At 65.8% G+C, this 26,904-nt stretch carries 20 protein-coding genes and 1 pseudogene; 12 read left to right on the top strand and 9 right to left on the bottom strand.

What is annotated here, in order from left to right; translation table 11 throughout:
* Positions 1–79: 79 nt before the first annotated feature.
* The gene (locus ACFYR3_RS41165) at positions 80–217 is read right to left on the bottom strand and encodes a hypothetical protein (protein WP_389287270.1); all 138 of its coding nucleotides are present in this window, start codon (positions 215–217) and stop codon (positions 80–82) included.
* Positions 218–258: 41 nt separating this feature from the next.
* Here ACFYR3_RS41165 and ACFYR3_RS41170 point away from each other — a divergent pair, with 41 nt between their 5' ends.
* Positions 259–1,560, top strand: a complete 1,302-nt coding sequence (locus ACFYR3_RS41170; protein WP_389287272.1) for a DUF1173 family protein — start codon at positions 259–261, stop codon at positions 1,558–1,560.
* A gap of 34 nt (positions 1,561–1,594) precedes the next feature.
* Here the strand turns inward: ACFYR3_RS41170 and ACFYR3_RS41175 are convergent.
* A pseudogene (locus ACFYR3_RS41175) lies at positions 1,595–1,717 on the bottom strand (RidA family protein); the annotation flags it as partial.
* A gap of 202 nt (positions 1,718–1,919) precedes the next feature.
* Between ACFYR3_RS41175 and ACFYR3_RS41180 the strand changes: the two are divergent.
* From ACFYR3_RS41180 to ACFYR3_RS41200, 5 genes are all read left to right on the top strand, one after another.
* Positions 1,920–2,465: a helix-turn-helix domain-containing protein gene (locus ACFYR3_RS41180; protein ID WP_389287274.1), complete on the top strand. Its 546-nt coding sequence runs from the start codon at positions 1,920–1,922 to the stop codon at positions 2,463–2,465.
* A 32-nt stretch (positions 2,466–2,497) separates the two neighbouring features.
* Complete coding sequence (locus ACFYR3_RS41185) at positions 2,498–3,049, top strand: transposase (RefSeq protein WP_389287276.1); 552 nt, start codon at positions 2,498–2,500, stop codon at positions 3,047–3,049.
* A 689-nt stretch (positions 3,050–3,738) separates the two neighbouring features.
* Complete coding sequence (locus ACFYR3_RS41190; protein ID WP_389287278.1) at positions 3,739–5,184, top strand: hypothetical protein; 1,446 nt, start codon at positions 3,739–3,741, stop codon at positions 5,182–5,184.
* A 363-nt stretch (positions 5,185–5,547) separates the two neighbouring features.
* Positions 5,548–6,567, top strand: coding sequence for a DUF4365 domain-containing protein (locus tag ACFYR3_RS41195; protein ID WP_389287280.1), 1,020 nt, complete (start codon positions 5,548–5,550; stop codon positions 6,565–6,567).
* Between the two features lie 364 nt (positions 6,568–6,931).
* Positions 6,932–7,426 (top strand): hypothetical protein, encoded by a 495-nt coding sequence (locus tag ACFYR3_RS41200; protein WP_389287281.1) that lies wholly within the window; start codon positions 6,932–6,934, stop codon positions 7,424–7,426.
* A 54-nt stretch (positions 7,427–7,480) separates the two neighbouring features.
* On the opposite strand, the gene ACFYR3_RS41205 is transcribed toward ACFYR3_RS41200, so the two are convergent.
* Genes ACFYR3_RS41205 through ACFYR3_RS41235 form a run of 7 tightly spaced genes read right to left on the bottom strand, consistent with a single transcriptional unit; the run spans position 7,481 to position 13,902 of the window.
* Positions 7,481–8,302: a shikimate dehydrogenase gene (locus tag ACFYR3_RS41205; RefSeq protein WP_389287283.1), complete on the bottom strand. Its 822-nt coding sequence runs from the start codon at positions 8,300–8,302 to the stop codon at positions 7,481–7,483.
* On the bottom strand, positions 8,299–9,039 hold the full coding sequence (locus ACFYR3_RS41210) for a coenzyme F420-0:L-glutamate ligase (RefSeq protein WP_389287285.1): 741 nt from the start codon (positions 9,037–9,039) through the stop codon (positions 8,299–8,301). Before ACFYR3_RS41210 ends, ACFYR3_RS41205 begins: the two co-directional genes overlap by 4 nt.
* Entirely contained in the window at positions 9,036–10,085 is a 1,050-nt protein-coding gene (locus tag ACFYR3_RS41215) for a hypothetical protein (protein ID WP_389287287.1), read from the bottom strand. Before ACFYR3_RS41215 ends, ACFYR3_RS41210 begins: the two co-directional genes overlap by 4 nt.
* Entirely contained in the window at positions 10,082–10,948 is an 867-nt protein-coding gene (locus tag ACFYR3_RS41220; RefSeq protein WP_389287289.1) for a hypothetical protein, read from the bottom strand. Before ACFYR3_RS41220 ends, ACFYR3_RS41215 begins: the two co-directional genes overlap by 4 nt.
* 11 nt (positions 10,949–10,959) lie before the next feature.
* Positions 10,960–12,183: a methionine adenosyltransferase gene (locus tag ACFYR3_RS41225; protein ID WP_389287291.1), complete on the bottom strand. Its 1,224-nt coding sequence runs from the start codon at positions 12,181–12,183 to the stop codon at positions 10,960–10,962.
* On the bottom strand, positions 12,134–13,066 hold the full coding sequence (locus ACFYR3_RS41230; protein WP_389287293.1) for a Gfo/Idh/MocA family protein: 933 nt from the start codon (positions 13,064–13,066) through the stop codon (positions 12,134–12,136). The genes ACFYR3_RS41225 and ACFYR3_RS41230 overlap by 50 nt, the downstream gene beginning before the upstream one ends.
* Complete coding sequence (locus tag ACFYR3_RS41235) at positions 13,063–13,902, bottom strand: sugar phosphate isomerase/epimerase family protein (protein WP_389287295.1); 840 nt, start codon at positions 13,900–13,902, stop codon at positions 13,063–13,065. The genes ACFYR3_RS41230 and ACFYR3_RS41235 overlap by 4 nt, the downstream gene beginning before the upstream one ends.
* A 401-nt stretch (positions 13,903–14,303) precedes the next feature.
* On the opposite strand from ACFYR3_RS41235, the gene ACFYR3_RS41240 reads away from it, so the two are divergent.
* From ACFYR3_RS41240 to ACFYR3_RS41265, 6 genes are all read left to right on the top strand, one after another.
* Complete coding sequence (locus ACFYR3_RS41240; RefSeq protein WP_389287297.1) at positions 14,304–15,728, top strand: helix-turn-helix domain-containing protein; 1,425 nt, start codon at positions 14,304–14,306, stop codon at positions 15,726–15,728.
* A gap of 339 nt (positions 15,729–16,067) precedes the next feature.
* Complete coding sequence (locus ACFYR3_RS41245; RefSeq protein WP_389287299.1) at positions 16,068–18,050, top strand: N-6 DNA methylase; 1,983 nt, start codon at positions 16,068–16,070, stop codon at positions 18,048–18,050.
* On the top strand, positions 18,047–19,318 hold the full coding sequence (locus ACFYR3_RS41250; RefSeq protein WP_389287301.1) for a restriction endonuclease subunit S: 1,272 nt from the start codon (positions 18,047–18,049) through the stop codon (positions 19,316–19,318). Before ACFYR3_RS41245 ends, ACFYR3_RS41250 begins: the two co-directional genes overlap by 4 nt.
* A 3-nt stretch (positions 19,319–19,321) precedes the next feature.
* The gene (locus ACFYR3_RS41255) at positions 19,322–22,423 is read left to right on the top strand and encodes a type I restriction endonuclease subunit R (RefSeq protein ID WP_389287303.1); all 3,102 of its coding nucleotides are present in this window, start codon (positions 19,322–19,324) and stop codon (positions 22,421–22,423) included.
* 689 nt (positions 22,424–23,112) lie between these two features.
* Positions 23,113–25,098, top strand: coding sequence for an ATP-dependent endonuclease (locus ACFYR3_RS41260; RefSeq protein WP_389287305.1), 1,986 nt, complete (start codon positions 23,113–23,115; stop codon positions 25,096–25,098).
* Positions 25,095–26,861, top strand: coding sequence for a UvrD-helicase domain-containing protein (locus ACFYR3_RS41265; protein ID WP_389287307.1), 1,767 nt, complete (start codon positions 25,095–25,097; stop codon positions 26,859–26,861). The genes ACFYR3_RS41260 and ACFYR3_RS41265 overlap by 4 nt, the downstream gene beginning before the upstream one ends.
* Positions 26,862–26,904: the final 43 nt, after the last annotated feature.

The raw sequence follows: 26,904 nt of genomic DNA on the forward strand, positions 1-26,904 counted from the left end.
CCAGGAACACCACTGGCCACACACCTGGGTTTCTGATGGCCACCAGCCTGGTCATCCAACGGCCACCCACCTGGGCATCTCAGTGGCCGTTGACAGTGCTCTGGCCGAGCAGCTCGATGCCGACGAGACCCCGGACCCTCACCACGCGGCGGCTCAGCTGATGCTGCAGGTCGGCCGGAGGCGTCGGCACGCCGAGGCAGAGGAAGAACTTCAGCACCACCGGCTGATGCCCGGTCCCGGCTACGGAGGAGTGCGGACATGACCGCCTTGAAGGCCGTCTCGCTACGAGACCAGCCCGGCCGCCCTCGGCCGACGGATGCGGACATCCCTCAGGGTGACGGCGCAGCCCGCGGTGACCGAGCCGACCGCGTACGGCTCGCGGACAAGTCGCTTCCGCTGTTCGTGCTTCGCGAACACGCCACCGACTACGCTGCACTCTTCACCCGGGCCAGAGCCGAAGTGGGCCACGGCCAATGCCTCTGCCAAACACCGGCACTCCGGCTGGTCATCCGGTGCAGCCGGGCCGGCCGCTACCACCTGGCCGGATGGCCCGGCGAAGGCGAACTCCACGATCCCAGCTGCAGTTTCCACAAACTCGCCTCGGAGCTGACCGGCCGCGACGCCTACAGCACGGAAGCCATTCACGAGGGAGATGACGGCGTCGCGATCCGCTTCTCGGCTGCACTCGCCCGCAAGCTCAGCGCCCCGGAGCCGGCCAAGGCCTCCACCGAACAACGCGAAGGCCGCGCTCGCCGTACCGTCGGCCTGCTCGGCCTTCTCCACTGGTTGTGGGAAGAAGCCCAACTCACCGCCTGGCATCCGCGCTGGCGACGACGCACCTGGTGGGTCTGCCACGCCCGGCTGAGCGAGCAGATCGCCGGATGCTCCATCAACCACGAGGAGTTGACCGAGGCCCTGTACGTCGTGCCCCCCTTTCGGGAGGAGTACGCCCGCCGCAACACCGCCGCCTTTGAGACGTTCCGTGTTGCCCGCCTGAAACGACGCGGGGACACACAGCGCCGGGGGCTCATCCTCGGCGAGATCAGAGATGTCAGACCGACCCGATACGGCGTCCGGTACGCCCTGGCTCACCACCGCGGCGCCCTGTTCGCCACCACAGCCCTCGACGAACGGCTTCGCCGCTCATACCGTCCCGCCTTTTCCGAGGCCGCAGCCGAACACGGAGCCCGACGTATCGGCCTGTTCCTGGTCGAACTCAGCCCGAAGGACAACGTCCGGGTGGTCGACATGGCTGCCATGCTGGTCAGCAAGCTCTACATACCCGCCGACTCCTCCCATGAAGTCGTCATGGCCAACGCCCTCGCCGACGGCGGCCGTGCCTATGTCAAGCCTGTGCGGTACGACGGCAGCGATCTCGTATTCCCGGACTTCGTCCTCACCGACACCCGCCCTCACTCTTATGTAGAGGTGTACGGAATCCATGGCAGGGAGTCGTATGACCAGCGCAAGAGTGTGAAGCAGGCCCACTACCAACGTCAAGGTGGCGGCTTGATCGAGTGGGACGTAGCCGACTCGATTCCTGAGGTTCGGCGCCGCTAGTTTGTGAGCGGATTGCCCGCGTCACGCGGGAGTTGGGTGGCGCTGGGGTCTGCCCCGCCAGGAACGCGGTCCTGCCCGTCTCCACCACGGTGATGTGGTGATACCCCGGAGTCGGATGGAGCTGCGAGGGATTGATTCGCGTGATCTCGGCAGTCATGACGCGAGTCTGGCGACCCGGCCGACGCAGCGCACCACGTTTACAGCAGGCCCACCCGCAAACCGGCCCACGGGCATCCGAAGCAACCCCACCAGCTCCAACCACGAGACCGCGAAGACCATCAACCCTGCGGAGCAGCACTAAGCGGTCTCGGTGATGTGGTCTTCGGTTTGGGTAGTCGTTCCAGTGGGGGTGGTGCCCGATGCCGAAGGTCTTGAAGGTGTCGCTGTCGCCGCAGGAACGGGCCGAGTTACGCGCGTGGCTCCAGCGGCGGGACCTGCCACGGTTCGAGCGGTTGCGCCTCGATGCGGTCCGGCTGCTCGACCGCGGCATGAGCGCACCGCGGACGGCCGGGGTGCTGGAGTGCGACGTGACCACGGTGCGCGGGGCCGTCCACCGCTTCGAGGAGGGCGGTCTTGCCGCGCTGGCCGAGGCGCCCCGGGCCGGGCGGCAGCCGCGGATCACGGCCGAGGACATCCATGCGGTGGCCGAACTGCTGGACGCCTCCGCCGAAGAGGGCCGGACCTGGACAGCGGGGGCGCTGACCGACTGGCTGTGGGCCGAGCGCGGCGTGAGAGTCTCAGCGGCCTGGCTGGCCGAGCTGCTGCACCGGGAGGGCTTCCGCTGGAAACGCACCCGCGACAGCCTGCGGCACAAGGCCGACCCCGCCCTCCAGCACGCGGCACGGGCCCGGCTGGAGGGCGCACGGCTGCACGGCTGGAGGCCGCCGCGGGCAGGCGCGATCTGATCTTCCTGGACGAGTCCGGATTCGCCCCGACCATGCCCACCGGCTACACCTGGTCGAGGATCGGGCAGCGCGCCGTGGTGGGACGCGAGGACACCCGGGGCCGGCGGGTCAACGTGCTCGGCGCGCTGGTCTGCGGCACCGCTGCAGATCTGGTCTGGCAGCGCACCGAAGGCAAGATCGACGCCGGGATGCTGCTGGACTTCGTCTGCAAGAGGCTGGCCGGCCTGCCGGGCGGTGCCCGCGTGCTGGACCTGGCCGCCGACGGGACCGGCACCCCTATGCCGCTGTGGTGCCGGTCGAAGCCGTGCACGGTGGTGCTGGACAACGCCTCCGCGCACGTGGCCAAGGCGTTCAAGGGTCGCCGTGACCAACTCGCCAGGATCGGCGTGGAGTTGTTCTATCTCCCGCCGCGCAGCCCCGAGCTCAACGACATCGAGCGCGTCTGGCGCTCGGCCAAGTACGAGGACTACCCGCAACGCGCTCACACCAGCACCGATGCCCTCGGCGCCGCCGTCGATCAGGCCCTGACCCGCCAACGCGACCGCATCCGCCAATCAGCAGAGAACCTCACCGAAGCCGCTTAGTTCATCGATCAGGGCTAGCCGAGCATCCTCGGCACCCTTCACTGCCCTCACTACTCGGGGAGCGGGGAGAGATGGGGTGGAGGCAGGGTCAACCCCTGCCGTCCTCTGCTGGCTACGGAGAGGGTTCTTCCTGGCTGCTGTGGTCACGGTGACTGACTCCTGTGTCCGTCCCGCTAGACAAGTGCCTGTCACCCAAGCGTCTTGCGTAGCGGGGTCTGCATGGTCAGTCGCAGCACCAACGAGAGAGGGGCCCAACCTGCTAAGTCGCAGGTCAAGCCCCTTCTGGCGGAGGATACGAGATTCGAACTCGTGAGGGGTTGCCCCCAACACGCTTTCCAACTGTCCGCGTGGCCGTACGAGGGCGTGCGTACGGGTTCACGGGGCAGGTCAGACGGGGTGCGCGTACGGCGGTGAACGGTGGCGGCCGTCGGCGCACTGGACAAAGACCAGGACAACGAGTGGCACTGAGCCGAGCTCCCACACAACATGCGGCTGCCGTCTGCGCGAGGCAGGCTGGGAGAAAGACCCGGGGGAGGCGGACGGTCTACGAGCCGGTCAGGCCGAGCTGTGGGTGCCGCTGCACGCCGAGATGGTGTGGGAATGTGCAACCCCTCAGGCGTAGCTACCTGTGCGGTAAGTCGTAGCTACCTGTGCGGTAATTTCGGTGGAGGTAATTGTAGGAGGTCGGCATGAATGCTGAAGGAATGCTTGATGAAGTTGTGGAAACACTGGAACCTCACGCAATGTACTACAACCATGGCCGTGACGATAACGCCAGACACTTTCCTGACGCGCAGGTACTCCACTATCTAAGTCTCGTGTTGACATCTGTTATTTTGCCAATCCTGGCCAATGTCATCAGTGATGAGATCAAGGAAAAGTTGAAGAAAAAGCGAGATGCGTCCGATATCAATGAAGCAGTGAGGCAAGCATCGGCTGGTTCAGCGCCATCCCGAGAAGCCGTGGAGGCCGCGACCGAGGCGGCGGCTCAAGTATTGCACCGATATGGCTGGCCTTCAGCACCCGCGGACTCGGATGCGGAGAGCGTGGTCACGAGAGTGACGGACTCTATTTTCAGGGCGACGCGAATGGAATGGTCCGATCTGCGCCATCTCCAGGATGCTTCGATTCTCGAAGGTGCGAATGTTTATGTAGGAGCGTCCGAGATTTGGGGCCGTCCACTTAATGGCGAAGCGGCCTTGGGTCGCACTCGGGCCGCCCTAATGGATTTGGTCAGAGAGTTCCCGCATCGCAGACCATCTGACGGCTCCCTTACTGTAGTAAATCATCCATCTCTGACGATTGAGTCGGGTTCTGGTTACCGCATTGTCCGGGGGTCCGTAGATGTTTCGACCTATTGGAATAATTGGGAGACCTGCTGCGACGCATGGTTCTTTACCCCTAATAAGCCTGACGAAAGTCATGCCTCGGCCAGCGCGATATTCCGGGCAATAAACGAAGAGAGTGATCTATCGTTCCTTGAGCGTCGTGACTTGGTTCAACGCCTTTGGAGCGATAGATGGATTTTCGAAGCAGATGATGCTGCGCTCATAATGCGCCTATTTGAGCAGATGGCGAAAATTCCGCAGGATGCCGATCGCCTTGAGGGTCTAGTCGAAGAGGTGACTTCGCGACTGGCGGTTTTGAAGAACAACTGTCGTTCGCTCGACGAGTGGTTTGAGGGTTTGCGGGAGCTTGTGCCGCTCATTATGCGAGGCTATGTCATGGCGATGAGGCTTAGGGATAACACGACACATCGACTATTTGACGAGATGCAGGCAGACCTTCGTGTGGTCCTTGGCCTTCCGTTCGATATGTACGCTAGTCGAAGCAATTTCTTCGAACGTCAGATAGGCATTATGAGTCGTGATCGTACAGAACGGAAGCGGGAGTTGCGCTTCAAGTTGAACGCACGGATCTTCTTTCCGAGGTTCTGGTATGACAGCGCTCTAGCGTATCTCGAAGCTGGCGAAGTCGACGTGCCGACGGAACTTACCCAATTTGACATCCCAACCGCAGTGGCTTGTTGGATGACCGCAGACCTGGGGTTTGCTATGGATAGAATAAAGGGGATGGATGTTGTACCCCCCGATAGGCCCCTGACCGCCGAGGTGTTGCCGTTTCCGCCTTTCTAGGAAGGCTGACCTCCGGATCACCGAACACGGCTGCTGCGGCAAGGCGAAGCGCGACACCGCCAACGCCCCGACACCTGCGCCGGCCGCGTCGCGGCGCACAGCCATGCGGTGCAGGTAGAGGGCTGCGGCTGGTTCGTCGTCCTTCGTCCAGAACTCCGGATCGGCGAACTCGTCTACCTGGAGCGTTGCGACTGTGGGTTCGCTGGGCAGGTCAGGCGGGGTGCGCGTACGGCGGTGAACGCTGGCGGCCGTTGGCGCACTGGATAAAGACCAGGACAACGAGCGACCCAATAGGGCCAGGTCAGTGCATTGCTGGACTGCCACAACTAGCCCAGAGTGTCAGTGGCTGCCGCTACCCTGACAGTGACCGACTTCCGGGGGGTGGCAGTGTCAACTGTTCGTGCGAGCCGCAAGATCGAGAGGGCGGGCGTCAACGCCTTGCGCGCACTTCTTGAGGAACACGAGCACATCGTTCAGGAGATCGATGGAGGGAACGATCATGGCGAGGACATGATCGTCAACTTCACGCGCGCCGGCAAGAGAACGCCGTATTGGATCGCCATTCAGGTGAAGAGCGGCAAGAAGTACAAACGGGCGAACGGTTACGCAATTCCTGTCGAGGATCACTTCGACGATTGGCGGCAGAGCCGAATTCCCATTCTTGGTGTCGTCTACGACATGAAGAAGAGGGAATTGTTCTGGGTAAATCTCACTGAACAGTTACGGTCCGTGGACGAGAGTCCCGGGTGGGTTCAAGTGGCAAACTCCTCTATGCTAAATCCTGAAACTGTCGAGGACTTCTATAAAGAAGTAGCCACTTATGCTGGCGACGCAAGGATGCGGATCCGTGCAGCGACTGATGACGAAGCGTTGACTGAAGCGGTCCGGGCTAGAAAAGGGCTGGATCCTTTAACTGCACCTAACCCGTTGTATGAAGGCCTTGCGGATATCGCCCTTCAGTATGAGGAGCGCATTAAGGAAATTCGCAGGAATCTGTTTAGATCCTTGCCGGTACTGATAGTGGTAGTGCTCATGCTGTGGGCGTGGCCGTACCAAATTCGCTTCGTTGAGGGTTCCTCGGACATGAGTCCCGTGCTGTGGGTTTCCAACCTCTACACGTTCATGGTCATGATGGCTCTGACTATATTCTTTGAGTTCAGGGCTGGAAGGTTTCCAATTGAAACCGGAAAGTGGCTATGGATGATCGCTGCCAACTTCTTCTGGCTTCCAATTATGGACCCTGGCGGGGATCGTGGCTGGTGGGGGACGTGTTGGATCTGGGCTGGAGTTATCGTTCCGTCCTTTGGTACGAAATTGCTACTCCTCACATTCGTTGGATTTGCCGTGGATCGGAAAAGGAAGCAGCGCGAAGCGGAAATCTGACAGGCTGTCGTGGACACTGTCAGCCTGCGAAGTCGTGGACCGGCGCCATGTGCGCAAACGCTGCGGCCTTACTTGCGAGCCGCCGCGGGACAGGGCTTCGGCAGCTCCCTGGGACCCCTCCTTCTACAAAAAGTCCGGGAAGTGGTCGGGGTTGATGCGCCAGACCATCTACAACTGATTCCAGCGGCTGCTCGTCGCCGAGGGCGACCGGCGCTGCGTAGGCATCGAACTCCATGAGCCCGAGCCTGAGGAGCAGTCCGTGGCTGTCCTCGCCGTCGCCGACTACAAGAAGGATCTCGGGCTCGCTGAGTGACGGAATCGGCGCACCGGTGTCCACCCCATGACTGCGTTCTAATCCGCTGTCATGGACGGAAGCACAGCGACGGTCTTAGGAACTTTCATCGGTGCCCTGGGAGGTGGCCGCCAGCAACGCGCCGAACACGCGCGTTGGCGAGACGGGGTCCGGCGCGACGCCTACACCACCTGCGTCAGCGCCTCGAAGCAGCTCTCGGCAGCGTGGTGGAAGATGGCCGACCTTCTCGCTGATGACAGCAGCACCCGAGAACAGCGGCAGGCTGGCTTCGTCCGAGCGCATGACGCCTGGACTGAGTTCAGCGGTGCTGTGGCTGCGGTGGCAGTCGTTGGGCCCCGGTCCGTTGCTGACGCTGCCGACACGTTCCGGCAAGCCCTCTACGAGATGGACATGATTGGCCTGGCTTGGTACGAAGCCGCCCGCACGTCCAGTCGCGGGCACGTCGAAGAGTTCAACTCCCGCTTCGTGAGCGCCGCGAGGGCCAAGCGTCAACCGGACAAGAACTTTCAGCTAGCCGCACGTGCGGCTTTGAACACCGAGACGTAACTGTGGACCCTACGGCTGGGGGCTCATGCTCACGACCTGATGGCCTGGTCAGCCTTACTCGAATTGATGGATCTCGCTCTGACTGGCCAGCAGCATCTTGGTGACCGGCGCTGGGGAGTGTCCTGTTTGGAGGACGACTTGTCGTGCGGCTTGGTGTACGAGCATCGGCAGCCCTCCCACTACGCGCCTCCCGGCTTCTTGGGCGGCGTGCGCAAAGCGGCTGGGCCAGGGGCGGTAGACGACGTCCATGAGGATGCCGGTGCCTGGCGTCCACAGCGGTGCGAGGGCATCCGCGGCGTAGGGCGGCAGAGCGGAGACGACGAGGTCAGTGGCCAGGTGGTATCCGGCGGCTGCCCAAGGTTCGATGGTGGCTGTGATGCCGATTCGTTCGGCAGTAGCGCCGAGGAGGGAACGGGCCCTGCCTGTGTCGCGAGCGATCACGACTGCCTGATCGCAGCCCAGTTCGTACGCGGCGGCGAGAGCTGTGCAGGCTGTCGCCCCGGCGCCAAGGACGGTGACGCCGGGCGCGGTGGTCACGCCCGCGTCGCGCAGTGCCTGCACCATCCCGTACAGGTCGGTGTTCTCGCCGACGAGCCGGCCTCCGGGCGTCACGACGACGGTGTTCGCCGCGCCGATCCGCGAGACCGTCTCCGACACCTCGTCCAGGAGCGGGACGACGGTGCGCTTGAGCGGCATGGTCAGCGAGAATCCGCCCCAGCTGTCGTCAAGGGTGTCCAGGAAACGCGGCAGGTCCTGTGGAAGGCATTCGATGGCGTGGTAGGTCCAGGGCAAGCCCATCGCCGCGTAGGCCGCCTGGTGCAGAACAGGTGACAGCGCGCCGTCGAGTGGGAAGCCGAGCAGGGCCAGCCGTGTCACGGCGCGTGGTGGAGCATCGCGGCAACTCCTTCGTCGCTGCCCTCGTAGGCGATGCCCCGCAGTACGGCGACGGGGGCGCCGCGTCCGCGTTGTCCGAGGATCAGGCCGGCTGCCGCGGCTACTAGGTCGGTCAGAGTCTCCTCCTGCCGTTTGGTCTTCCCGCCGGGCTCGGCGTGCTCGGTGACGCGCAGTGGCGCGATGCCCGCAGCCCCGATGCTGATGACGGTGGCGCCCCGCCGGTCCGGGCGTCCGTCGGAGTCGGCGATCACCACGGCGACGGTGACGCCGCTGAACGCCGTGATCGCGTCGCGCAGCGCGCGGGCCGACGCGTCGGGGTCCTTGGGCAGTAGCCACGCCCCGTCGGCTCCGGCGCGGTCGATGCCGGCCGACGTCAGCTGATACCCGAGGTGATGTCGGGCGATGATCGGCCCGCGCTCCCCGGCCACGAAGTGCTCGCTGGATTCGTTGAGAATGAGCTCCACGATCTCGGCCGGTTTGCCGGTGCGCGCGGACAGGTCGAGGGCGGCCGGGCTGGGGGTCACACCCGCGAGATCGACGAACCGCCCTTCGGCGATCGAGACGACCTTCGAGGCGACAACGATCACGTCGCCGTCCTGCAGATCCGTGTCCTGGGCGGACAGGACATCCGTGATCACGCCGGAGATGTCATCGCCGCGAGCGATGGTGGGAAAGGGCTCCAGGGCGAATGCGCAGAAAGCGCCGGTCGGGGTGCTCATGAGATGCGGCTCCGGGTGGAGTGGGTGGTCAGGACGCCGAACAGCCGGGTGTGAGTGGCGGCGAGCTGCGCCGCCCTCTCGTTCGGTGGTGTCGCGGCGGTGAGCCAAGTGCGGACGCGGTGGACGTAGTGCGGCCACAATCCGTGGGCTGCCTCGTGAGGGACGGCGCCGTTCCTGACGGAGTGCCAGGCGTCGGCTACAGCCACCGGCCACGGGCAGGCATCGTATCGGGGGTCCGGGGGCGCGAGTGCATCGAGCGTGGCCAGCATGGCGGCGCGGCGGTCGGGGGCGAGGGTGCGGTGCGCGGGACGGTAGGGCGGCGCACTCGCTCCCGGTACGGGCCGGTGGGGCCAGCTGGCGGTGAGAGCCAGGAGGACCGGCACGGCCTGGTCGTAGATCTGTGGCAGGTGTGGGAACGACGCGGCGTGCGTCTTCGGGGCCTGCACGGTGACGGAGGTGAGGCGGTCGGTGGAGGCGGCAGTCAGCAGGAGGAACGCGTCGATGCCGTATCCGTCGACAGCCCGGCGGAGTTGGGCGTCCACCGTGTCAGTGGCGGTCCGTACGGCGCGGATGGCGCGGGCGGAGAGTGCGAGGTCGCCGGCGAGCGGCTGGGGGACGTCGTGGCCGGTGGCGGCGGCGATCAGCGGGCGAGCGAGGTGGGAGGTCAGGTTGGCCTCGTCCCAGTAGCGCGGGTAGTCGGCGATGGCGTACCCGTGTTCTCCGTGTGCGAGGAGTTCGCGGTACACGTCGGGGTCGGGGTTGCGAGTGTCGGTGTCGGCGATGAGGACGGAGCCGTCCGTGTCCGGCAGGTGTGCGAGCGCCTCCAGGATCTGCGCGCCCTTGCCCCGGGGGAGATTGGTGAGGCTGATCTTTCGGGCGAGGGTCGCGGTAGCGGTGAAGTGGTCGCTGGTCGCGGGGTGGTCGGAGGAGTCGGCATGGATGATGACCGCGCGCGGGTCGTTCAGCGCGGTGTCGACGGCCGTGGTGACGGCGGCGATGGTGGCGGGTTCGTCCCGGCTGGGCAGGATCGCGGCGGCGGTCGTCACGCGTACTCCTCGATGATGAGATCGGCGGCGGTCTGCGCATCGGGGGCGTAGAGGTAGGCGTACGGGTGCTGTTCGAGGCGCGCGATCAGATGGGCGCGCCAGCGGGCCAGTCGGGGGCTGTCGAGCGGCCAGACGGGTCCGTACGGTGCTCTGCTGGGGCCGGTCAGCGGGGTGGGGAGGCCGCTGATGTAGCGGGCGAGGGCTTCGTGGAGGCGGAGCTGTTCGTTCGCGGAGAACGGTGTGGCCGACGCCAGGACCGCGCGCGGTATGGCGGGGTGGACGGTGAGGCGGACGGCCGCCGTGAGCGGGACGGGATCACGGATGAAGGGGGCGAGGATGATGATCGGCTTCGGCGCCTGCCACAGTTGTGGATCCTGCGGTCGCACGGCTGCGGTCGCCTTGCCCGGGTACAGCAGCAGCTGCGGGTCGTGCTCGGCCAGGATGGCCAGGTCGTCGCCGGCGTGTGTCCATCCGCGCTCGCCGAGCGCGAGCGTGACGCTGGTCTTCCCGGCGCCTTTGGTGCCCAGCAGCAGGACGCCGCGCCCGCTCGGGGTGACGGCGGCGTTGGCGTGCAGGGTCAGCATCTGCCGCTGTTGTCGCGTCCGTTCCAGCGCGGTGTACGTCGCGTAGGCGAGGGTGGCAGCCCCGGCGGCGGTGTGGCTGAGCCGCATGCGGACCGTCCGCCCCTGAACGGTGACGGTGGGGTCACCAGCGGTGCAGGCCACCGTGACGACCGGGTAGTCCCCGTCCACCGTGCCGGAGAGGTGCCAGCCGCCGGGGAGCCGGTCGGCCGCCGCGGCGGCCGGGCCCGTGTCCAGCCCCGGCGGAAGCTCCAGGGCAGCGGTGACGTGGCCGGTCGCCACGGCGGCCCGGTTCACGGCAGCGCGGGCGGGTCGAGTTCGGCAAGGAGTTCGTCGACCGGCAGGACGACGGGCAGATAGCGCTGGCCGTGAACGAGGTCCGGTACCCAGTCCGTGCGGCGCAGCGTGTCGCGCACCAGCTCGGGGCCCGCCGCGTCGGGGCCCGAGGTAGTGATGTCGAGCGAGGCGGGTTCGGGGTAGCGGTCGCCGTTGCGCCACATCACCGCGATGCGGCACGGCCCGGCCTGCTCGGCGAGTGCCCGGGCGGCTTCGTCGACCAGCCAGCCGCCGACCTTGCCGACGTGGTAGGCGGGGTTCTTCCCGAACAGTGCTTCGTTGCCGGCCTGCTGGCCTGGAGTGATCAGCCCGGAGCGGGCGTTGCCCCGTCCGACCAGCCCGTCCTCGCCGTAGTCGATGGCCGAGCCGGAGACGGTGAAGTACTGCCCCGACAGCGGTCCCGTCCGGGTGTTGCGGGTGTTGCACACCACCGTGACCGGGCCGGGCAGGCGCTTGAGGAGTTCGGTGGTGAGTTCCTGGACGGTGTGGCGGACCGCGTCGTCGAACTCGGCGCTGCTGCTCAGGTGCCCGGCGACGGTCGGCACGCACGTGGTGACCGTCAGCGCGTGCCCGTCGCGGATGACCAGGGCCTTGATGTCGCTGCCTGCCCACGGCTGCCGTCGGAACCACGCCTCGGTGAGCAGCGCGACGCTCTCGGCCGTGGTGCGCGGCGCGGTGCCGACGAGGAACGCGTTGTCGTTCGAGAATGCGGTGGGACGCTCCGGGAGGTCCTCCAGGCCGCGGGGGGCGAACCAGTGCGCGAACTTGGAGGAGTCGGTCGTCTCGTGCTGGACCTGCCAGGTGATGCGGTTGAAACCCGGGAGGGCGGCGGCGAGTTGCTCGGCGGCGGCGTCTTCGAGGATCTCGCGGACGGGGATCGCACGGCCGGCGAAGGACGTGGAGATCCGCCCGCCGAAGATCACGCGCACGGGCCGGTCGTACGTGCCGTCCCTGTCGCCGAAGCGGGCGCGGCCACCGAGGACGGCGACTTTGTCGAGGTTGTGGTGCAGGACGGCGCCGAACTCGCGCAGGCAGTAGGCGCTGTAGCGGATCGAGGCGAGTTCGGCGATGGAGTCGGCCAGGGTGTCGGGGTGTCCGACGCCCTTGCGCTCGACGACCTCGACGCCGAGGTCATGCGGCAGAACCGGCCTCAGGAACCTCGTGCGCGCTGCGGTAGACATGGTCGATGACCTCCAGGGTGCGCCTGAGCGCCGGGAGCGGGAACAGGGAAGGGTGGTGCGGACCCGCATCGCCCGCGGGCAGGGCGCGGTACAGGGCCTGGCGCAAGTCCAGATCGCTGGGGGCACGCGCCGGATCGCCGAGGCCGGCTTCGAGGTTCCGGCCGCGCACATGGAGGGTCCGGCCGTCCTCCAGGTGCAGGGTCAGTTCGTGGCGGCGTGGCTGGTCGCTGTCGACCCGTGCGTCCACCGTGAGGACGGAGCCGCCTTCGATGACGGCCTGGGCGATGATGTGGTCTTCGGATTCGGCCCACTGCCGGATACGGCGCACACCGGCAGTGCAGGACGTGATCGGCGAGGGCGGCAGGAGGCGCAGGGCGAGGGCGAGGCCGTGGATGGCCTGCTGGTGCAGTACGCCCCCGGCGGTGGCGTACCGCGTGCGCCAGGTCCTGTAGTACCCGCGGTCCCTCCGGCACACCAGCGTCACGTCGGCCCGGCGTACCGCGGGCGCCCGGTCGAGCAGTTCGGCGAGTCCGGGGGCGAAGTGCGGCTGGAAGGCGACGAAGATCCGTCCGTCTTCTGCTGCCGGCACCAGAGCGGAAGGGTCGAGTGTGGCGGGCTTCTCGACCAGTACGGTCGCGCCGCTACGGGCGGCGGCGCGTGCCGCCTCCAGGGCGATGCCGGGGGGAGTCGCCACCACGACGACGTCCGGGGCCAGCGCGTCCAGCGCCGTGCCCCACCGGGCGAGCAGCGGCACCCCGGTCGGCGGCACAGCGTCCGGGCGGGGATCGGCGACGCCCACCAGATACATCCCCTCGGCACGCGTGAGGGCGTCGGCGTGCTTGGCCCCGACCTCTCCGGTCCCGATCAGGAGAACCCGCCTCACGCCAGACCACCCGGAAGGGACGCGCGCAGGAACGCCGCACCGCGGGTCAGCGCGTCGCCCGGACTCTCCCGCACGTGCGTCTCCAGGGCGTACGGGAGCGCCGGCCTCACCCTGCAGAGGGCAGGGAGCAGCTCCGCGTACGGAACGTCGCCGTCGCCTGCCGCGACGAACTGCTTCATGCCGTCGTCGCGAGGCACGTAGTCCTTGATGTGGACGTACTCCGCGTACGGTGCGAGGGCCTCGACGGCTTCCGCCGTGCCGTGGCCGACCTCGTACAGGTTTCCCAGATCGAGCCACAGTCCGAGGCCGGTGTGCGCACGCAGCACGTCCAGGAGCGGCGTGGGCTCGGCGACCGTGCACACCGGCTCGTTCTCCAGCAGCAACCGCACTCCCGCTCGTTTGGCGTGTTTGAGGGCGTACGTCAGCAGCGGGTCGTCCACGAACGACTCGGTGAGGTTGTCGCCCACGGACAGGTGGGAGAAGACACGGACCAGGCCGGTGCCCAGGATGTCGGCCACGGCGAGCGCGCGATCCACCCAGCGTTCCCGGTCCTCGGCCGGCATCCGTGTGGGGAATCCGAAGCTGTCGACCTTGCCGGGGACGGCTTCGGGCCGACACCACTTCCACAGCGGGGACGCCAACGCCGTCACCTGAAGGCCCCGTTCGTCGGTCAGGCGGCGCACCTCGCGGAGCCGGCCGTCGTCCAACATCAGGGCGTTCGCGCCGTAGGCGGTGCGGATCTCCAGGTGGCGCACGCCGAGGGCAACGGCTAGGTCCATTCCGACCGCGGGGTCCTGCCCCAGCTCGTCGGGGTTGAGCACGATGAATTCCTGCACAGTGGTCTCCCGTGTCGTTACCTGGACTTGAGCCGGGGGGCGGCCGTGCGCCCTGGAATCGGGACGCACGGCCTGGAGCCGGGACTTACGAACCACCGCCCGGTGGTGGCGGGATCGGGATCGGTCCCGGAGGAGGCGGCGGAGGGGGTGGAGGGGGAGGCTGCGGCATGTCGGAACTCTCCTTAGGGATGAGCCCAGCGCAGGCCGGCGGAAACTGGCGGTTACCGGGGGCTGTGCCGGAGATGGTCCGTGCACTCACAGACTGGAAAGAAGCGATGGGAAAACCCATCCGAAGGCCCTATAGGACGGGCCTCTGGACGTCTGGCGAAGGCCCTGACAGGCAGTCATGGCGCCTCTACGCTGAGGTCATTCATGCCGCTGCCTCGAAGGGGGAGATCGCCGTGCGCAGCCCCTCCCAGCTCGCCGTTCCTGCCGACCTGTGGGATCGGGAAAGGGCACGGCGAGCCCTCGCGGAACGCGACATCGCCACCGTGTTCAAGCACTTCCGGCAGTACACGGGCGCCAGCCAGACCACCGTGGGCTCGCTCGTTGGGCTCGCCCAGTCAGACATCAGCGAGATCGAGCGCGGACTGCGCCAAGTGCAGAGCGTCGACGTCCTGACCCGAATCGCCGAGGGACTGGGCATCCCACCCGGCCGTCTGGGCCTGGGCGACGATGCAGCCGACGCCGACCACCCGTCGCGCCGCAACGCGCACATCCCCCTGCCGACGGCCGCTAAGGTGACCGAAACCGAGCAGGAGCAGGAGGACGATGTGCGACGTCGCGAACTCATGGGTGGTGCACTGGGACTCGGCGCCAGCCTGATCGCCGGCACCAGCTCCGAGCCTGCCGCGGCAGCACCGGCCACCCACAATCCGGCCGCCGCCATGGAACGGGCCTTGTTCGAACCGGTGGCTGGACAGCCGACAAGCCTCAAAGACCTCGACACGGGGCTCACGATCGCCCGCGAGTTGTTCTCCGGCGCCCACTACAGCGCCCTGGGAAGCGCCCTGCCCTCGCTCATCGCGACGGCGGAAGCCACCCGGGACGCCACCACCGGCCGCACGCGGGAGCACGCCCAGGCAGCCGTCGCCCGCTCCTACGTCCTGGCCACCGAACTCGCCGTCAAGCAACACTCCGAGGCGGCCTGGGCCACCGCCGACCGCGCCCTCATCGCCGCACGGGCCAGCGGCGACCCGCGCCCCCTCAGCGACGCCGCCCGAGTCCTGGCCATCACCATGCGCCGCGCCGGCCGCAGCGCCGCCGCCGTCGACTTCCTCGCCCGGACCGCGACCACGCTCACCGCGGAGAAGGGCCAGCCGCAGGCCGACACCCTTGCCGCCCGCGTCTGCCTCCTCATGACCGCCGCCTACACAGCCGCCTCCGGAGGCCGCCGCAGTACCGCGCTCGACCTGCTCCAGGAAGCCGAAGAAACCGCCGGCCGTATCCCTCTCACTCAGAACGGGAAGCCAGCCGGGCTGTTCACCATCTCGGCAAGCCCCGCCGAGGTCGCGATGTACCGGATCAGCAGTCTCACGGTCCTCGGAACGCCCGATGACGCCGTTCCGTACGTCCAACGTGTCGTGCCGACACAACTGGCCAACACCGAAAGAGTCGCGCGCTACCTCACCGACACAGCCCGCATGTGGCACCAACTCGGCGACGGGCGTCGCACCTTCAGCGCGCTGCGAGCCATCGAGTACACCGCACCCGAAGAAGTCCGACGCCCCGCAATCCGCACCCTCACCGCCGACCTCCTCTACACCCCGGGAAGCCTGCCCGGCCTGCGGGAGTTCGCGGTACGTACCGGCGCCGTCGCCGCCTGACGAACAGCGCGTGGCCATGGGGATTCGCCCCCAAGGCGGGCAAGCTCCGCCAGACCGTGCACACCGACGGGCAGCGGCGCTACCCCCACGCCGCGGACATCGGAGGGCCGCCATCAAGCGGTGGTGTCAGATGCCGCGCTCCAGCCCTGCTCGGTAGTCGAACGGGTAGAGGGCGGCGTGCAGCGCGAATTAGACTTTTGACCTAAAGCGGGCGCTGCTTCTTGTATGGCGTCGGTCCTGTCAGTGGCACCATCTACATTTTCGTCTATGGACCAGCACCGTCACTGGTCAGCCTCTCAGCGGGTGCTCCCTGCATCCGTGCCAGGAAGGACAACTTAAGTGGTCGACCTGAACAAGGACGTCTGGGCCGTCGCCGACACCCTGCGCGGTGTCTATGCCCGCAACAAGGCAGGTGACGTCATCCTGCCTATGACGATCCTGCGCCGCTTGGAGTGCGTCATGGCACCCCACCGCGCTCAGGTTGCCGCGATCATCGCCCAGCAGCCGAACGAGACGCTGCGCGTGAAGATGATCAAGTCCTTCACTGGTGGTGTGAAGTTCTACAACACGACGAAGCACACCCTGGCCTCGGTGTATGACTCCGGTGACGACATGGCCGACAACCTGCTGGAGTACGTGCGAGGGTTCAGCACGGACATCGACGTCTTCGCGAACTTCCATCTGCCCCAGCACATCGAGCGGATGAGGAAGGGGGGCATCCTCGCCACGATCGTCCGCCAGTTCCGCGACCTCGACCTGACCCCCGAGGCCGTGCCGAACTCCAAGATGGGTGAATTGTTCGAGCACCTCATCTATATGGACTTCGAGTCGTCCAACGCTGAGTCCGGTGACCACTACACCCCCCGGGACGCGATCAACCTGCTTGTCGACTTGCTGTTCGCCGAGGACGACAACGCGCTGTCCGGGGACGCCATCCGCAGCATTTACGACCCCACCGTCGGCACCGGCGGCATGCTCAGCGTGGCAGAGGAGCACCTACACCGCATGAACGTGGATGCCGAGCTCCTCCTGTACGGGCAGGAACTGCGCCCCGAGTCCTATGCCATGTGCCGCTCCGACATGCTCGCCAAGGGCCAGAACCCGCAGAACATCGCGCTGGGCAATACCCTGACCAACGACCTGTTCCCGGACGACAGGTTCAACTACATCCTCTCCAACCCGCCCTACGGCGTGGACTGGAAGAACATCGCCGAGGACGTGGAGAGGGAGCACAAGAAGGGCTTCAGCGGTCGCTTCGGGGCCGGCTTGCCCCCGACCTCCGACGGCGCCCTGTTGTTCGTGCAACACGCGATCGCCAAGATGAACCCCGCTGACAGCCAGGACGGCGGAGCCCGCGCCGGCATCGTCCTGAACGGCTCCCCGCTGTTCTCCGGCGGAGCCGGGAGCGGCTCCAGCAACATCCGGGGGTGGCTGCTGGAGAACGACTTGATCGAGGCCATCGTCGCCCTGCCGAACGACATGTTCTACAACACCGGCATTCCCACGTATCTGTGGATTTTCGACAATAACAAGCGCCCCGAGCGCAAGGGCAAAGTGCAGCTCATCGACGCCACCGCCCTGGGTGCCAAGATCCGTAAGTCCCTGGGCTCCAAGCGCGTTGAGATCGACGAGGCCGCCCGCGAGCGCGTGTTGCAGCAATACGCGGACACGGAATCCTCGGACACCTCCAAGATCTTCGACAACCTCGACTTCGCCTCCTGGCAGATCACCGTCGAGCGGCCCCTGCGCCGGAACTTCGAGACCACACCCGAGCGCGTCGCCCTCGTCGCCGAGCACAAGACCCTTGGCGGCATCGGCGGCCTCATCGAGGCCCTGAACTCCTTCAGCGGGGGCCAGTACCTCAACCGCGAGGACTTCCTCAACGACCTGGGCAAGCACCTCGGTCCCCGCGGCATCAGCCTGACCTCCGCGGAACGCAAGGCTCTGTGGCAGACCCTCGGCGAGCGCGACGAGAACGCCGACATCTGCCGCGTCCAGTCCGGTAAGAACAAGGGCGAGCCAGAGCCCGACATCCCTCTTCGCGACACCGAGATCGTCCCCTTCGGCTGGGATGGGCACCCCAAGAGCCACGATGCCAAGGACGCCACCATCAAGGCGTACTTCAGCGCGGAGGTCAAGCCGCACGTCGACGAGGATGCCTGGATCGACTACACCAAGACCAAGGTGGGCTACGAGATCCCCTTCACCCGCCACTTCTACAAGTACGTACCCCCGCGCACCCTTGCTGAGATCGACGCCGACCTCGACGAGTCCGTGCAGGAGATCCTCGGCCTGCTTCACAAGGTGGAGGCAAACAAGTGAGCGCCCCTCTTCCCTGGGGAGACACCCAGCCGCCGTGGACGATCGGTCAGGTCAAGCACCTGGGCAGCGTCACTCTAGGCAAGATGCTTCAGGCAAAAGACACCGGCCAAGACGTTCTTGCTCCGTACATGAGGGCGGCCAACGTCCAGCCTGACGGTGTCCTCGCGCTGGACGACGTCAAGGAAATGTGGTTCTCGCCCTGCGAGTTGGACGACCTCACCCTTCGACAGGGTGACGTCGTCGTGGTCGAGGGCGGACAGGGGGGCTTCGGACGTGCCGCGTTCGTCGGTGAAGACCTCGACCGCTGGGGGTTCCAGAACTCGATCAACCGTATCCGATCAAACGTTGGTAATGATGGGCGATTTCTTGCGTACTACCTGATCGCCCTGCGCGCCACCGGGTTCATCCGGAGGTACTGCAACATCGTCTCCATGCCGCATCTGACGGCCGAGAAGCTGGCCGCTATTCCCCTCCCGCTTCCCTCCGGTCGTGAGCAACGTGCCATCGCTGACCACCTGGACCGCGAGACCGCGGAGATCGACAGTCTCATTGCCGCGCAGGAGCGGTTCATTGGATTTCTGCAGGAACGACGTCAAGCTGTTGTGGAGCATGAGCTTGCGGGGGTTGTGCCAGCGGTGCCTGGTACACGACTGAAGCACCTGGTGCGGTCCGTTCGCCAGGGGTGGAGCCCGCAGTGCTTTCCTTGGCCTAGTGACGGAGTCCAGACCTGGGCAATTCTGAAGGCCGGGGCAGCCAACCGTGGGGTCTTCCGGCCGGAAGAAAACAAGGAACTTCCAGAAGGCCTGGAGCCGCGTCCGTCAACCGTTGTACGGTGCGGCGATCTCTTGGTCTCCCGAGCTAACACTCGTGACCTTGTCGGTAGCGCAGCAGTGGTGTCCGGGGACTACCCGCGGCTCATGCTGAGCGACAAGCTCTACGCTCTCGCCCTTGACGAGTCCAAGGCTTCGCCGCGGTATGTCGCCCACCTGATGGCCAGTCGCCGAGTCAGGGATTTGATCGAGATGGCCGCGTCTGGTGCGAGCTCTTCGATGCTGAACATCAGCAGGGACGACATCGTGAATCTTCCGATGAATGTTCCTGAGCTCGTTGAACAGCGTCGCATCCTCGATCACCTGGACCGTGAAACAGCGGAGATCGACATCCTGATCGCGAAGACGCAGCGGCATGTCGAGCTCGCCAGGGAGCGCCGTATCGCGCTCATCACTGCGGCCGTGACCGGCCAGATCGACATCCCCAAGGAGGCCTGAGCCGTGGTGGACCTGACCTACGAGTCGGAGTTCGAGCAGCGCATCTGCGAATACCTGGCCGCCCAGGGGTGGCTGTACTCCCCGAACGGGGAGGGGTACGACGCTGAACGTGCCCTGTTCCCGGAGGACGTGTTCGATTGGTTCAAGGGCCTGGACCCGCAGGCGTGGAAGCGCAGCATCGGTTCCGGCCCGCGGGCAGACTCGGCGAAGGAGGCTCTGCTGGACCTCATCGTCCAGCTGCGCTCCACTCCGCTGGACAACAAGGGTGGCGGCCCTGGCGGGACCCTGCAGTTGCTGCGCTCGGACGTCCCCGTGGGGCTGCGCGACGAGCTGAAGATGGTCCAGTGGCGCCCGGCCGACCCGACGAACGCCACCCGCATGGCCGCCTACGACAAGGTGCGCCTGCGGATCATGCGACAGGTGCACTACTCGCGACAAAAGCCTCACGACAGCATCGATCTGGTCGCGTTCATCAACGGCATCCCGGTGGCCACGTTCGAACTGAAGACCAACTTCAAGCAGTCCATCGACGCTGCGGTCAAGCAGTACGCCCAGGACCGCAACCCCAAGGGAGAACCGCTGCTGGCGTTCGGTACCGGGGCGCTGGTGCACTTTGTGGTCACCGAGTCCGAGGTCCGTATGACCACCCAGCTGGACGGTGAGAACACCTACTTCCTGCCGTTCAACAAGGGCAACAACGGCGGCGCGGGCAACCAGGTCAATGAGTACGGGCCGGCCACCGCGTATCTGTGGGAGCAGGTCATGGCCCGCGACACGTGGCTGGACATCTTTGGGTCCACGCTGTTCGTGGACGTCAAGACCAGCGCGAACGCGATCACGCGTGAGCGCAAGACCTCGACCAACGTGATATTCCCGCGCTTCCACCAATGGCAGGCCGTCTCGCGGATGGTCGAGCAGATCAAGGCTGAAAGCGTGGGAGGACGGTTCCTGATCCAGCACTCAGCAGGGTCGGGCAAGACGAACACGATCGGATGGACCGCACACCGCCTGTCGAACCTGCACGACCACACTGGTTGCAAGATCTTCGACACGGTTGTGGTGATCACTGACCGCACGGTGCTCGACGACCAGATGCAGCGCGCGGTCCTGCAGATCGAGGGCAAGCCGGATTACGTCTACAACGTCGACAAGAGGGCCCGCACCGACCAGGGCTCCAAGTCCCGTGCGCTGCTCAAGGCTCTGCAGGACCGTCGCCGCATCGTGGTGGTGACCATCCAGACCTTCCCGGCCGTGCTCAAGCTCCTGGCGCAGGACGACTCGCTGGCCGGACACCGGTTTGCGGTCATCGCGGATGAGGCGCACTCCTCGCAGGCCGGCGCCACAGCCAAGAAGGTGCGGCAGGTACTGCGCGCCGGCGGTCAGGAAGTCGACGAGGGAACGGAAGTCGACGCCGAGGACACGATCAACGCACTGGCCGATGCCCCGACCCCGAACGTGTCGTTCCTCGCGTTCACCGCCACCCCGAAGCCCAAGACGATCGAGTTGTTCGGGCGCCGCGAGACGCCGGATGCCAAGCCGTCCGCGTTCGACGTGTACTCGATGAAGCAGGCCATTCAGGAGGGGTTCATCCTGGACGTCCTGCCTCGCTACCAGAACTACGGGACCGTTTATCAGATCGCCGAGGCGATCAAGAAGAACGGTGTCAACGTCTCGGCCGACGACGAGGACAACCTGGTCGAGAAGACCGCGGCGGCCAAGGCCCTGAAGCGGTTCGTGCGCCTGCACCCGACGAACATCGCCCAGAAGGTTGAGATCATCGTCGAGCACTTCCGTGCCAATGTGGCCGGCCTGCTGGGCGGCCACGCAAAGGCCATGATCGTGACCTCGGAGCGCAAGCACGCGCTGCGGTACAAGCTGGCGATCGACAAGTACATCAAGTCCAAGGGGTACGACCTGGGTACCCTGGTCGCGTTTTCCGGCACCCTGGACGACCCTGAGTCCGGCATCCACGACGAGGTCTCCGAGGCCAAGATGAACCCGGGTGCCGGACCGGACCTGGCCGAGGCGTTCGCCGAGCCGAACTACCGCGTGATGATAGCCGCGGACAAGTTCCAGACCGGGTTCGATCAACCACTACTGTGCGCGATGTATGTCGACAAGCGCCTGGACGGCATTCAGGCGGTGCAGACCCTCTCGCGCTTGAACCGCACCTTCCGGACGGGCAACCTGGTCAAGGATCGGGTGTTCATCCTGGACTTCATCAACGAGCCCAAGGACATCCGGGCGGCCTTCGCGCCGTACTACGAAGAAGCCGAGATCGAGACCGAGACCAACCCCAACCAACTGCACGTGCTGGCGATGGGGCTGCGCACCTTCGGTATCTTCGACACCCAGGACGTGGCCCAGTTCGTCCAAGGCGCCCAGGACGGTGACCGCAACGCGATCACCGCAGCGATGAGCCGGGCCCAGGACCGGTTCGCCCAGGCGTGGGACCAGGCCCAGGACGACGAGGACACTCAGGCCGAGGAGCGGCTGGAGCAGTTCCGGAAGAACGTCTCCTCGTTCGTGCGACTGTACGACTTCCTGTCCCAGGTATACGACTACTCCGGCTCCCCGCTGGAAGACCTGTGCGCGTTCTGCCGTGAACTGGCCCAGTGGATCGAGGCCGAGCGGACGCACGACGAGATCGACATCTCAAGCGCCCGGCTGGTCGCCATCGAGCAGAAGGACAAGGGCATCACGAATGCCTCGGTCACCGAGAAGGGCGACAAGCTGACCGGGCCGAGCGCGCTGGGCACAGCCAAGGTGAAGGACCCTGAGATGGTCCCGCTACTGGAGGTCATCGACACCCTCAACACCCTGTTCGACGACCTTTCGGAGTCTGCCGTCGCCGGACTGATGGCGCTTGTTATCCGGGCGGCAAAATCGGATGAGGTGCTGAGGTCGCGGGCGCTGGAGAACAGCCTGGAGAACTTCCTGAAGTCCGAGAAGGTCCGCGACCGGATCCTTGACACCCTGCTTGCTGCCCCCGGGGAGTTGGGGAAGGTGGTGGCAGAGGTCGTCGGTGACGGCAAGGGCCTGGACAGCATCATCGCTGGCGCCTTCCACGGCGTGCGTCTGGACGCCGAGCAGGAGGCCGGCTGACGGAAGAGCGAGACCCTCTGCGGCTGGACCGGGACGACCAACGCGACATGTTCCTGGGCCCCGGGCCGTGGAGCATCGTCAATGTTCGCGCCGTGTTCACAGTATGGGCCTGCCGCACGCGTAGGGCCGCGCTTCAGGGCCGAGACGGCAGGGTCTCGGCCTCGGTTACGGGAAAGCGCCAGGTCCGTCATCTCCGTTACGGGCCCGCGCCACCGCCTTGCGTGGGCCTAATAACCACTCATCCGGACAACTTCACCCTCCCGTAATGATCTTGATAGTACTGCTTGCTGTTGGACCGCTCCTCCGCCGTCCGGCGAGGGGAAGGTTGTGCAGGCATGGACAGCACTGCGCTTTATGTCTCGGCGCCGTCGTAGGCGAAAGGCGGCCAACTCCCGTAGTCGATGCGGCCATTGACCAGAAAGTGTGACACTCCTAGCCCGGCTAGCCCTGCAGGGGAGGGATGAGTCGGCCTGCGCGCCGCGCCAACGCGGCGCCTCTTCGAACGAGTTGAGCAAGTGGGTGCGCCATCGCCACTCAACGTGTCGAAAGCCACTCTCTGTTACTGGCCGGTTTGCCTGCGCGTTCTGAGGATCACGTGCCAAAGTGCGCAAGGGCTGCCCTATGCGACGCATGGTGCAGTTGCCCGCGTTTGCGTGAAATGGCAGGCATGGATTAACGGGGACGTGTTGGTGAACCAAAGCCAAGAAAAGCCGGAAGCTGGAATGTACTTGTCCAGGCTCGGCATTAAGAACTTCCGGTCCTGCTACGACGTGGAAGTGGAGTTCCGGCCGGGCATCACGCTCCTCGTCGGCGAGAACAACTCCGGCAAGTCCAACGTCATCGAAGCGCTCAGGCTCGCCACCACGCCCCTGAATCGCCGTGCCACGCGGTGGTTCGACGAATCCGACCTGTCACACGGTCGAGAAGCGGAGGAGGCACAGTTTCGGGCGTCCTACGACGGTCTGACGTCAGCGCAAAGGGCCCATTACATTGCCTCGCTCGACGTGGAAACCAATGAGGCTGCCTACACGACGACGTACAGGCGGGATGAGGCCCGGCAACAGATGCGTCCGACCGTGACGGCCGGACCGGTGGACGGGCCGGACGCCGAGCCGGAGAAGCGGGACCAGATCGCGCACGTCTACCTGGCGCCTCTTCGCGACGCGCAGCGGGAGCTGGACTCGTCGGACGGCAACCGGCTGCTGCGGATCATCCGCTACCTCACCGATGAAGACGAACAGGAAGCGTTCCGCGCGCAGGCCAACGACTCGTTCACCAAGCTCAAGGAACACCCTGTCCTGACCTCCACAACCAAAGAGATCCAGGGCCACCTGGGAGAACTGACCGACTCGGTCCGCGGGCAGAGCGTCGAGGTCACCTTCGCCGAGTACGAGCTGCACAGACTGGCCCGGAGCCTGCGGGTCAAGATGGCCGAAGCCGGCATCCCGCCCGCAGACCTCACCGAGTCCGGCCTGGGCTACGCCAACCTCCTCTTCATTGCCACCGTCATCCTGGAGCTGCGCAACGCCCAGCACATGGAACTGACGCTCTTCCTCGTCGAGGAGCCTGAAGCCCACCTCCACCCACAGCTCCAAGCGGTTCTGCTGGACTACCTGCGCGAACAGGCCGAAGCCTCGCTCAAAAACGACACGCACGGTCCCGCCGGTCGTATCCAGGTCATCGCAAGCACGCACTCACCGAACCTGGCCAGCAGCGTCGGCATCGAGAACGTCGTGGCGCTGCGCACGCGAGTGGACAAGGAGACGGTGCAGGACAACGAGGGCCAGGAGAAGGAGGTGCTGCGCCGCAAGACGCAGGCGCTCCCGCTGGCGAAGCTCGCCCTGACCGACGACGAGCGGCGAAAGATCAATCAGTACCTCGATGCCACCCGCGCCAGCCTGCTCTTCGCACGCCGGGTCATCCTGGTCGAGGGCATTGCCGAAGCGGTTCTGCTGCCAGTCATCGCCCGCCACTGCGTCTTCGGCGACGAGGATCAGGCGAAGCAGCGGCGCGACTTCCACGGCGTCACGATCATCAACGTCGGCAGCGTCGACTTCGCGCCGTACATCACGCTGCTGCTCTCGACGGTCAATGGGTGCCGACTGCTGGACAAGCTGACCGTCATCACCGACGGCGACCCGGACATTCCCAAGGAGAAGAAGGCTGGCGAGGACCGGGCCGAGGACGACCAGGGGGACGTCCAGGAGCTGATGGCCGCTGCCTCAGCTGAGGACGATCCCGGCGAGGACGACGCGGCTAACGACGATGAGCCGGAAGACGACGATGACGTCGCCGCTGTGAACAACCGCAAGGACCGGCTCACCGCTCACGCCGAGTCGATCGGAGCCGCAGACCACCTGATCGTCGCGGAAGCTCCCCACACCCTTGAGGCCGACCTCCTCGACCCCAAGGCCAACGAGCCGGTGCTCAAAGCGGCCTTCCTGAAGCAGCGTCCACGCTCCAAGAAGAAGTGGCAGGAGATCCTCGATAACGAGCGAGGCCGTGCCTGGGGTTTCTACCTGAAGCTCCGCAGGCACAAGAAGTTCATCGGCAAGGGCGAGTTCGCGCACGATGTGGCACTGGCCATCGAGAGCGGCGCGGAGTTCGAAGCTCCCCAGTACCTGGCTCACGCCATCCGCGGCGTCCTGATGCACACGCCGGGTGATGAAGGTTGAGCGACGCGAAGCTGACCGACGACCAGCAGGCTCTTGTCGACGCTGACGGCAGCTTGTTCGTGGCTGCCTGTCCCGGGGCCGGCAAGACACGCGCCATGGTCGCCCGATTCCTGAAGCGGACCGCCGAGGAGGACCGGCGCGGGATCGCACTGATCTCCTTCACCAATGCCGCGGTCGACGAGGTCCGGCGCCGGTGCGGGAACCAGGCGGAGGCCCTGCGGGCGCCCCACTTCGTCGGCACGTTCGACACCTTCATCCACCGCTTCATCGTCACCCCCTTGTACGCCAAGGCGTACAACCAGAAGCCGAACTACGTACAGTCCTGGCAGGACGTAGCCAGCACGAGCTTCCGGCTGCGCGACATGGGGCGGACAAAGAACCTGGAGCTGAAGTGGTTCGACTTCGACTCAGATGGTCGGGCCCACCTGAACGTGGGCCGCGTACCGCAGGACTTCGGTGACGCCGCCGCGCACCGCATGTTGGCGCTGCGTAAGCAGGAGGCGGAAGCCAACGCATCCCACATCTTCGGCCGACTCCTGAGGGCCGGAACGGTTACCTGCGAAGCTGCCCGTCTCCTGGCTGAGTTCTGGCTCAACAGCACAAAGGAGCGGGCCATCCTCGAAGCACTGTTGCGGGCTCGCTTCGCCGAAGTCATTGTGGACGAGGCGCAAGACTGCGGTCGGGAAGAACTTCACATACTGCAGTTCCTCCGCGACTGTGGGGTCCGCGTGGTCATGGTCGGCGACCTCGACCAGTCGATCTACGAGTTCCGAAACGCGACTCCAGCAGCCGTCCGGGAGTTCGCCGCTCGTCTGCCTGGCCAGCTCACGTTGGAGGACAACTGGCGAAGTTCCCCCGCGATTTGCGCCTTCAACAACGGGTTGAGGGCCGGGCAACTGGCGGAGACGGCGCGCGGTGACAACTCCCTCGTCGAGTCGCCGCTGCACTTGATCGAGTTCTCGTCCTTGGACCAGATCGTGCCTGCGGCGCTGGAGGTCGCCGAGCAGTACAAACTGACGGCAGATGATCTCGTGCTGCTGTCACACGCCGAGACCCACGGGATGAAGGCCGCAGGTGTGGTGAGCCTTGACAGCGCAAGTAGCAACCGCGTCCTGGCCATCGCCAATGCTGGCTCCAAGCTCAGGTCACGCGAGGCTGACCCGAAGGCTCGCCGCAAGGCCGTTGAACAGGCCCAGAAGGCTGTCCTGGCCACCCTCACAGTGGACCGAGACACGCAGCACCACAGCTTCGCCGCTGTCTGCGAGGAGATCGGCGTCGACCCTCGGTGGCTGGAGACTTTCGCGGTCCGGATGGCCATCAGCCTGAATGCCGAAGGCCAATCCAAGCAGGCGTTCGCCGCCGAAGTCCGTGCCTTCATGAAGACCGCCGACTGGGGCGACGTTCCGCCCCCGAACGTAAGCGATCTTGGCAAGCTGTTCAGGGCTCCGACGGACGTGTCCTGGGCAGGCGTTGCCAACTTCAGCAACGACCCAGCGGTTCGTTTCTCAACCGTGCACGGCGTCAAGGGCATGGAGTTCCGTGGCGTGGTGCTCGTCCTGCCCGAGAGACTGCGGGTGGATCGAGTCACCGAACGCACCGTCTTGGACGACTGGGAAGGGGACCACAACACCGAGGCGCGGCGCGTCCTCTACGTAGCTGGCTCACGGGCACAGGAGCTCCTCATGTTCGCGGTCCACCGCAAGCACGCGGCCCGAGTAGGGCATCTGCTGGCGGCCAGAGGCGTCCCGTACCTCAAGTCGTAGCCAGCACCTCCACAATCAGCGTCCGAGGCGGTTAGTTGGCCGG

This window comes from Streptomyces sp. NPDC005784, from assembly GCF_042871525.1.
In the GTDB taxonomy this organism is placed as follows: Bacteria; Actinomycetota; Actinomycetes; order Streptomycetales; family Streptomycetaceae; genus Streptomyces.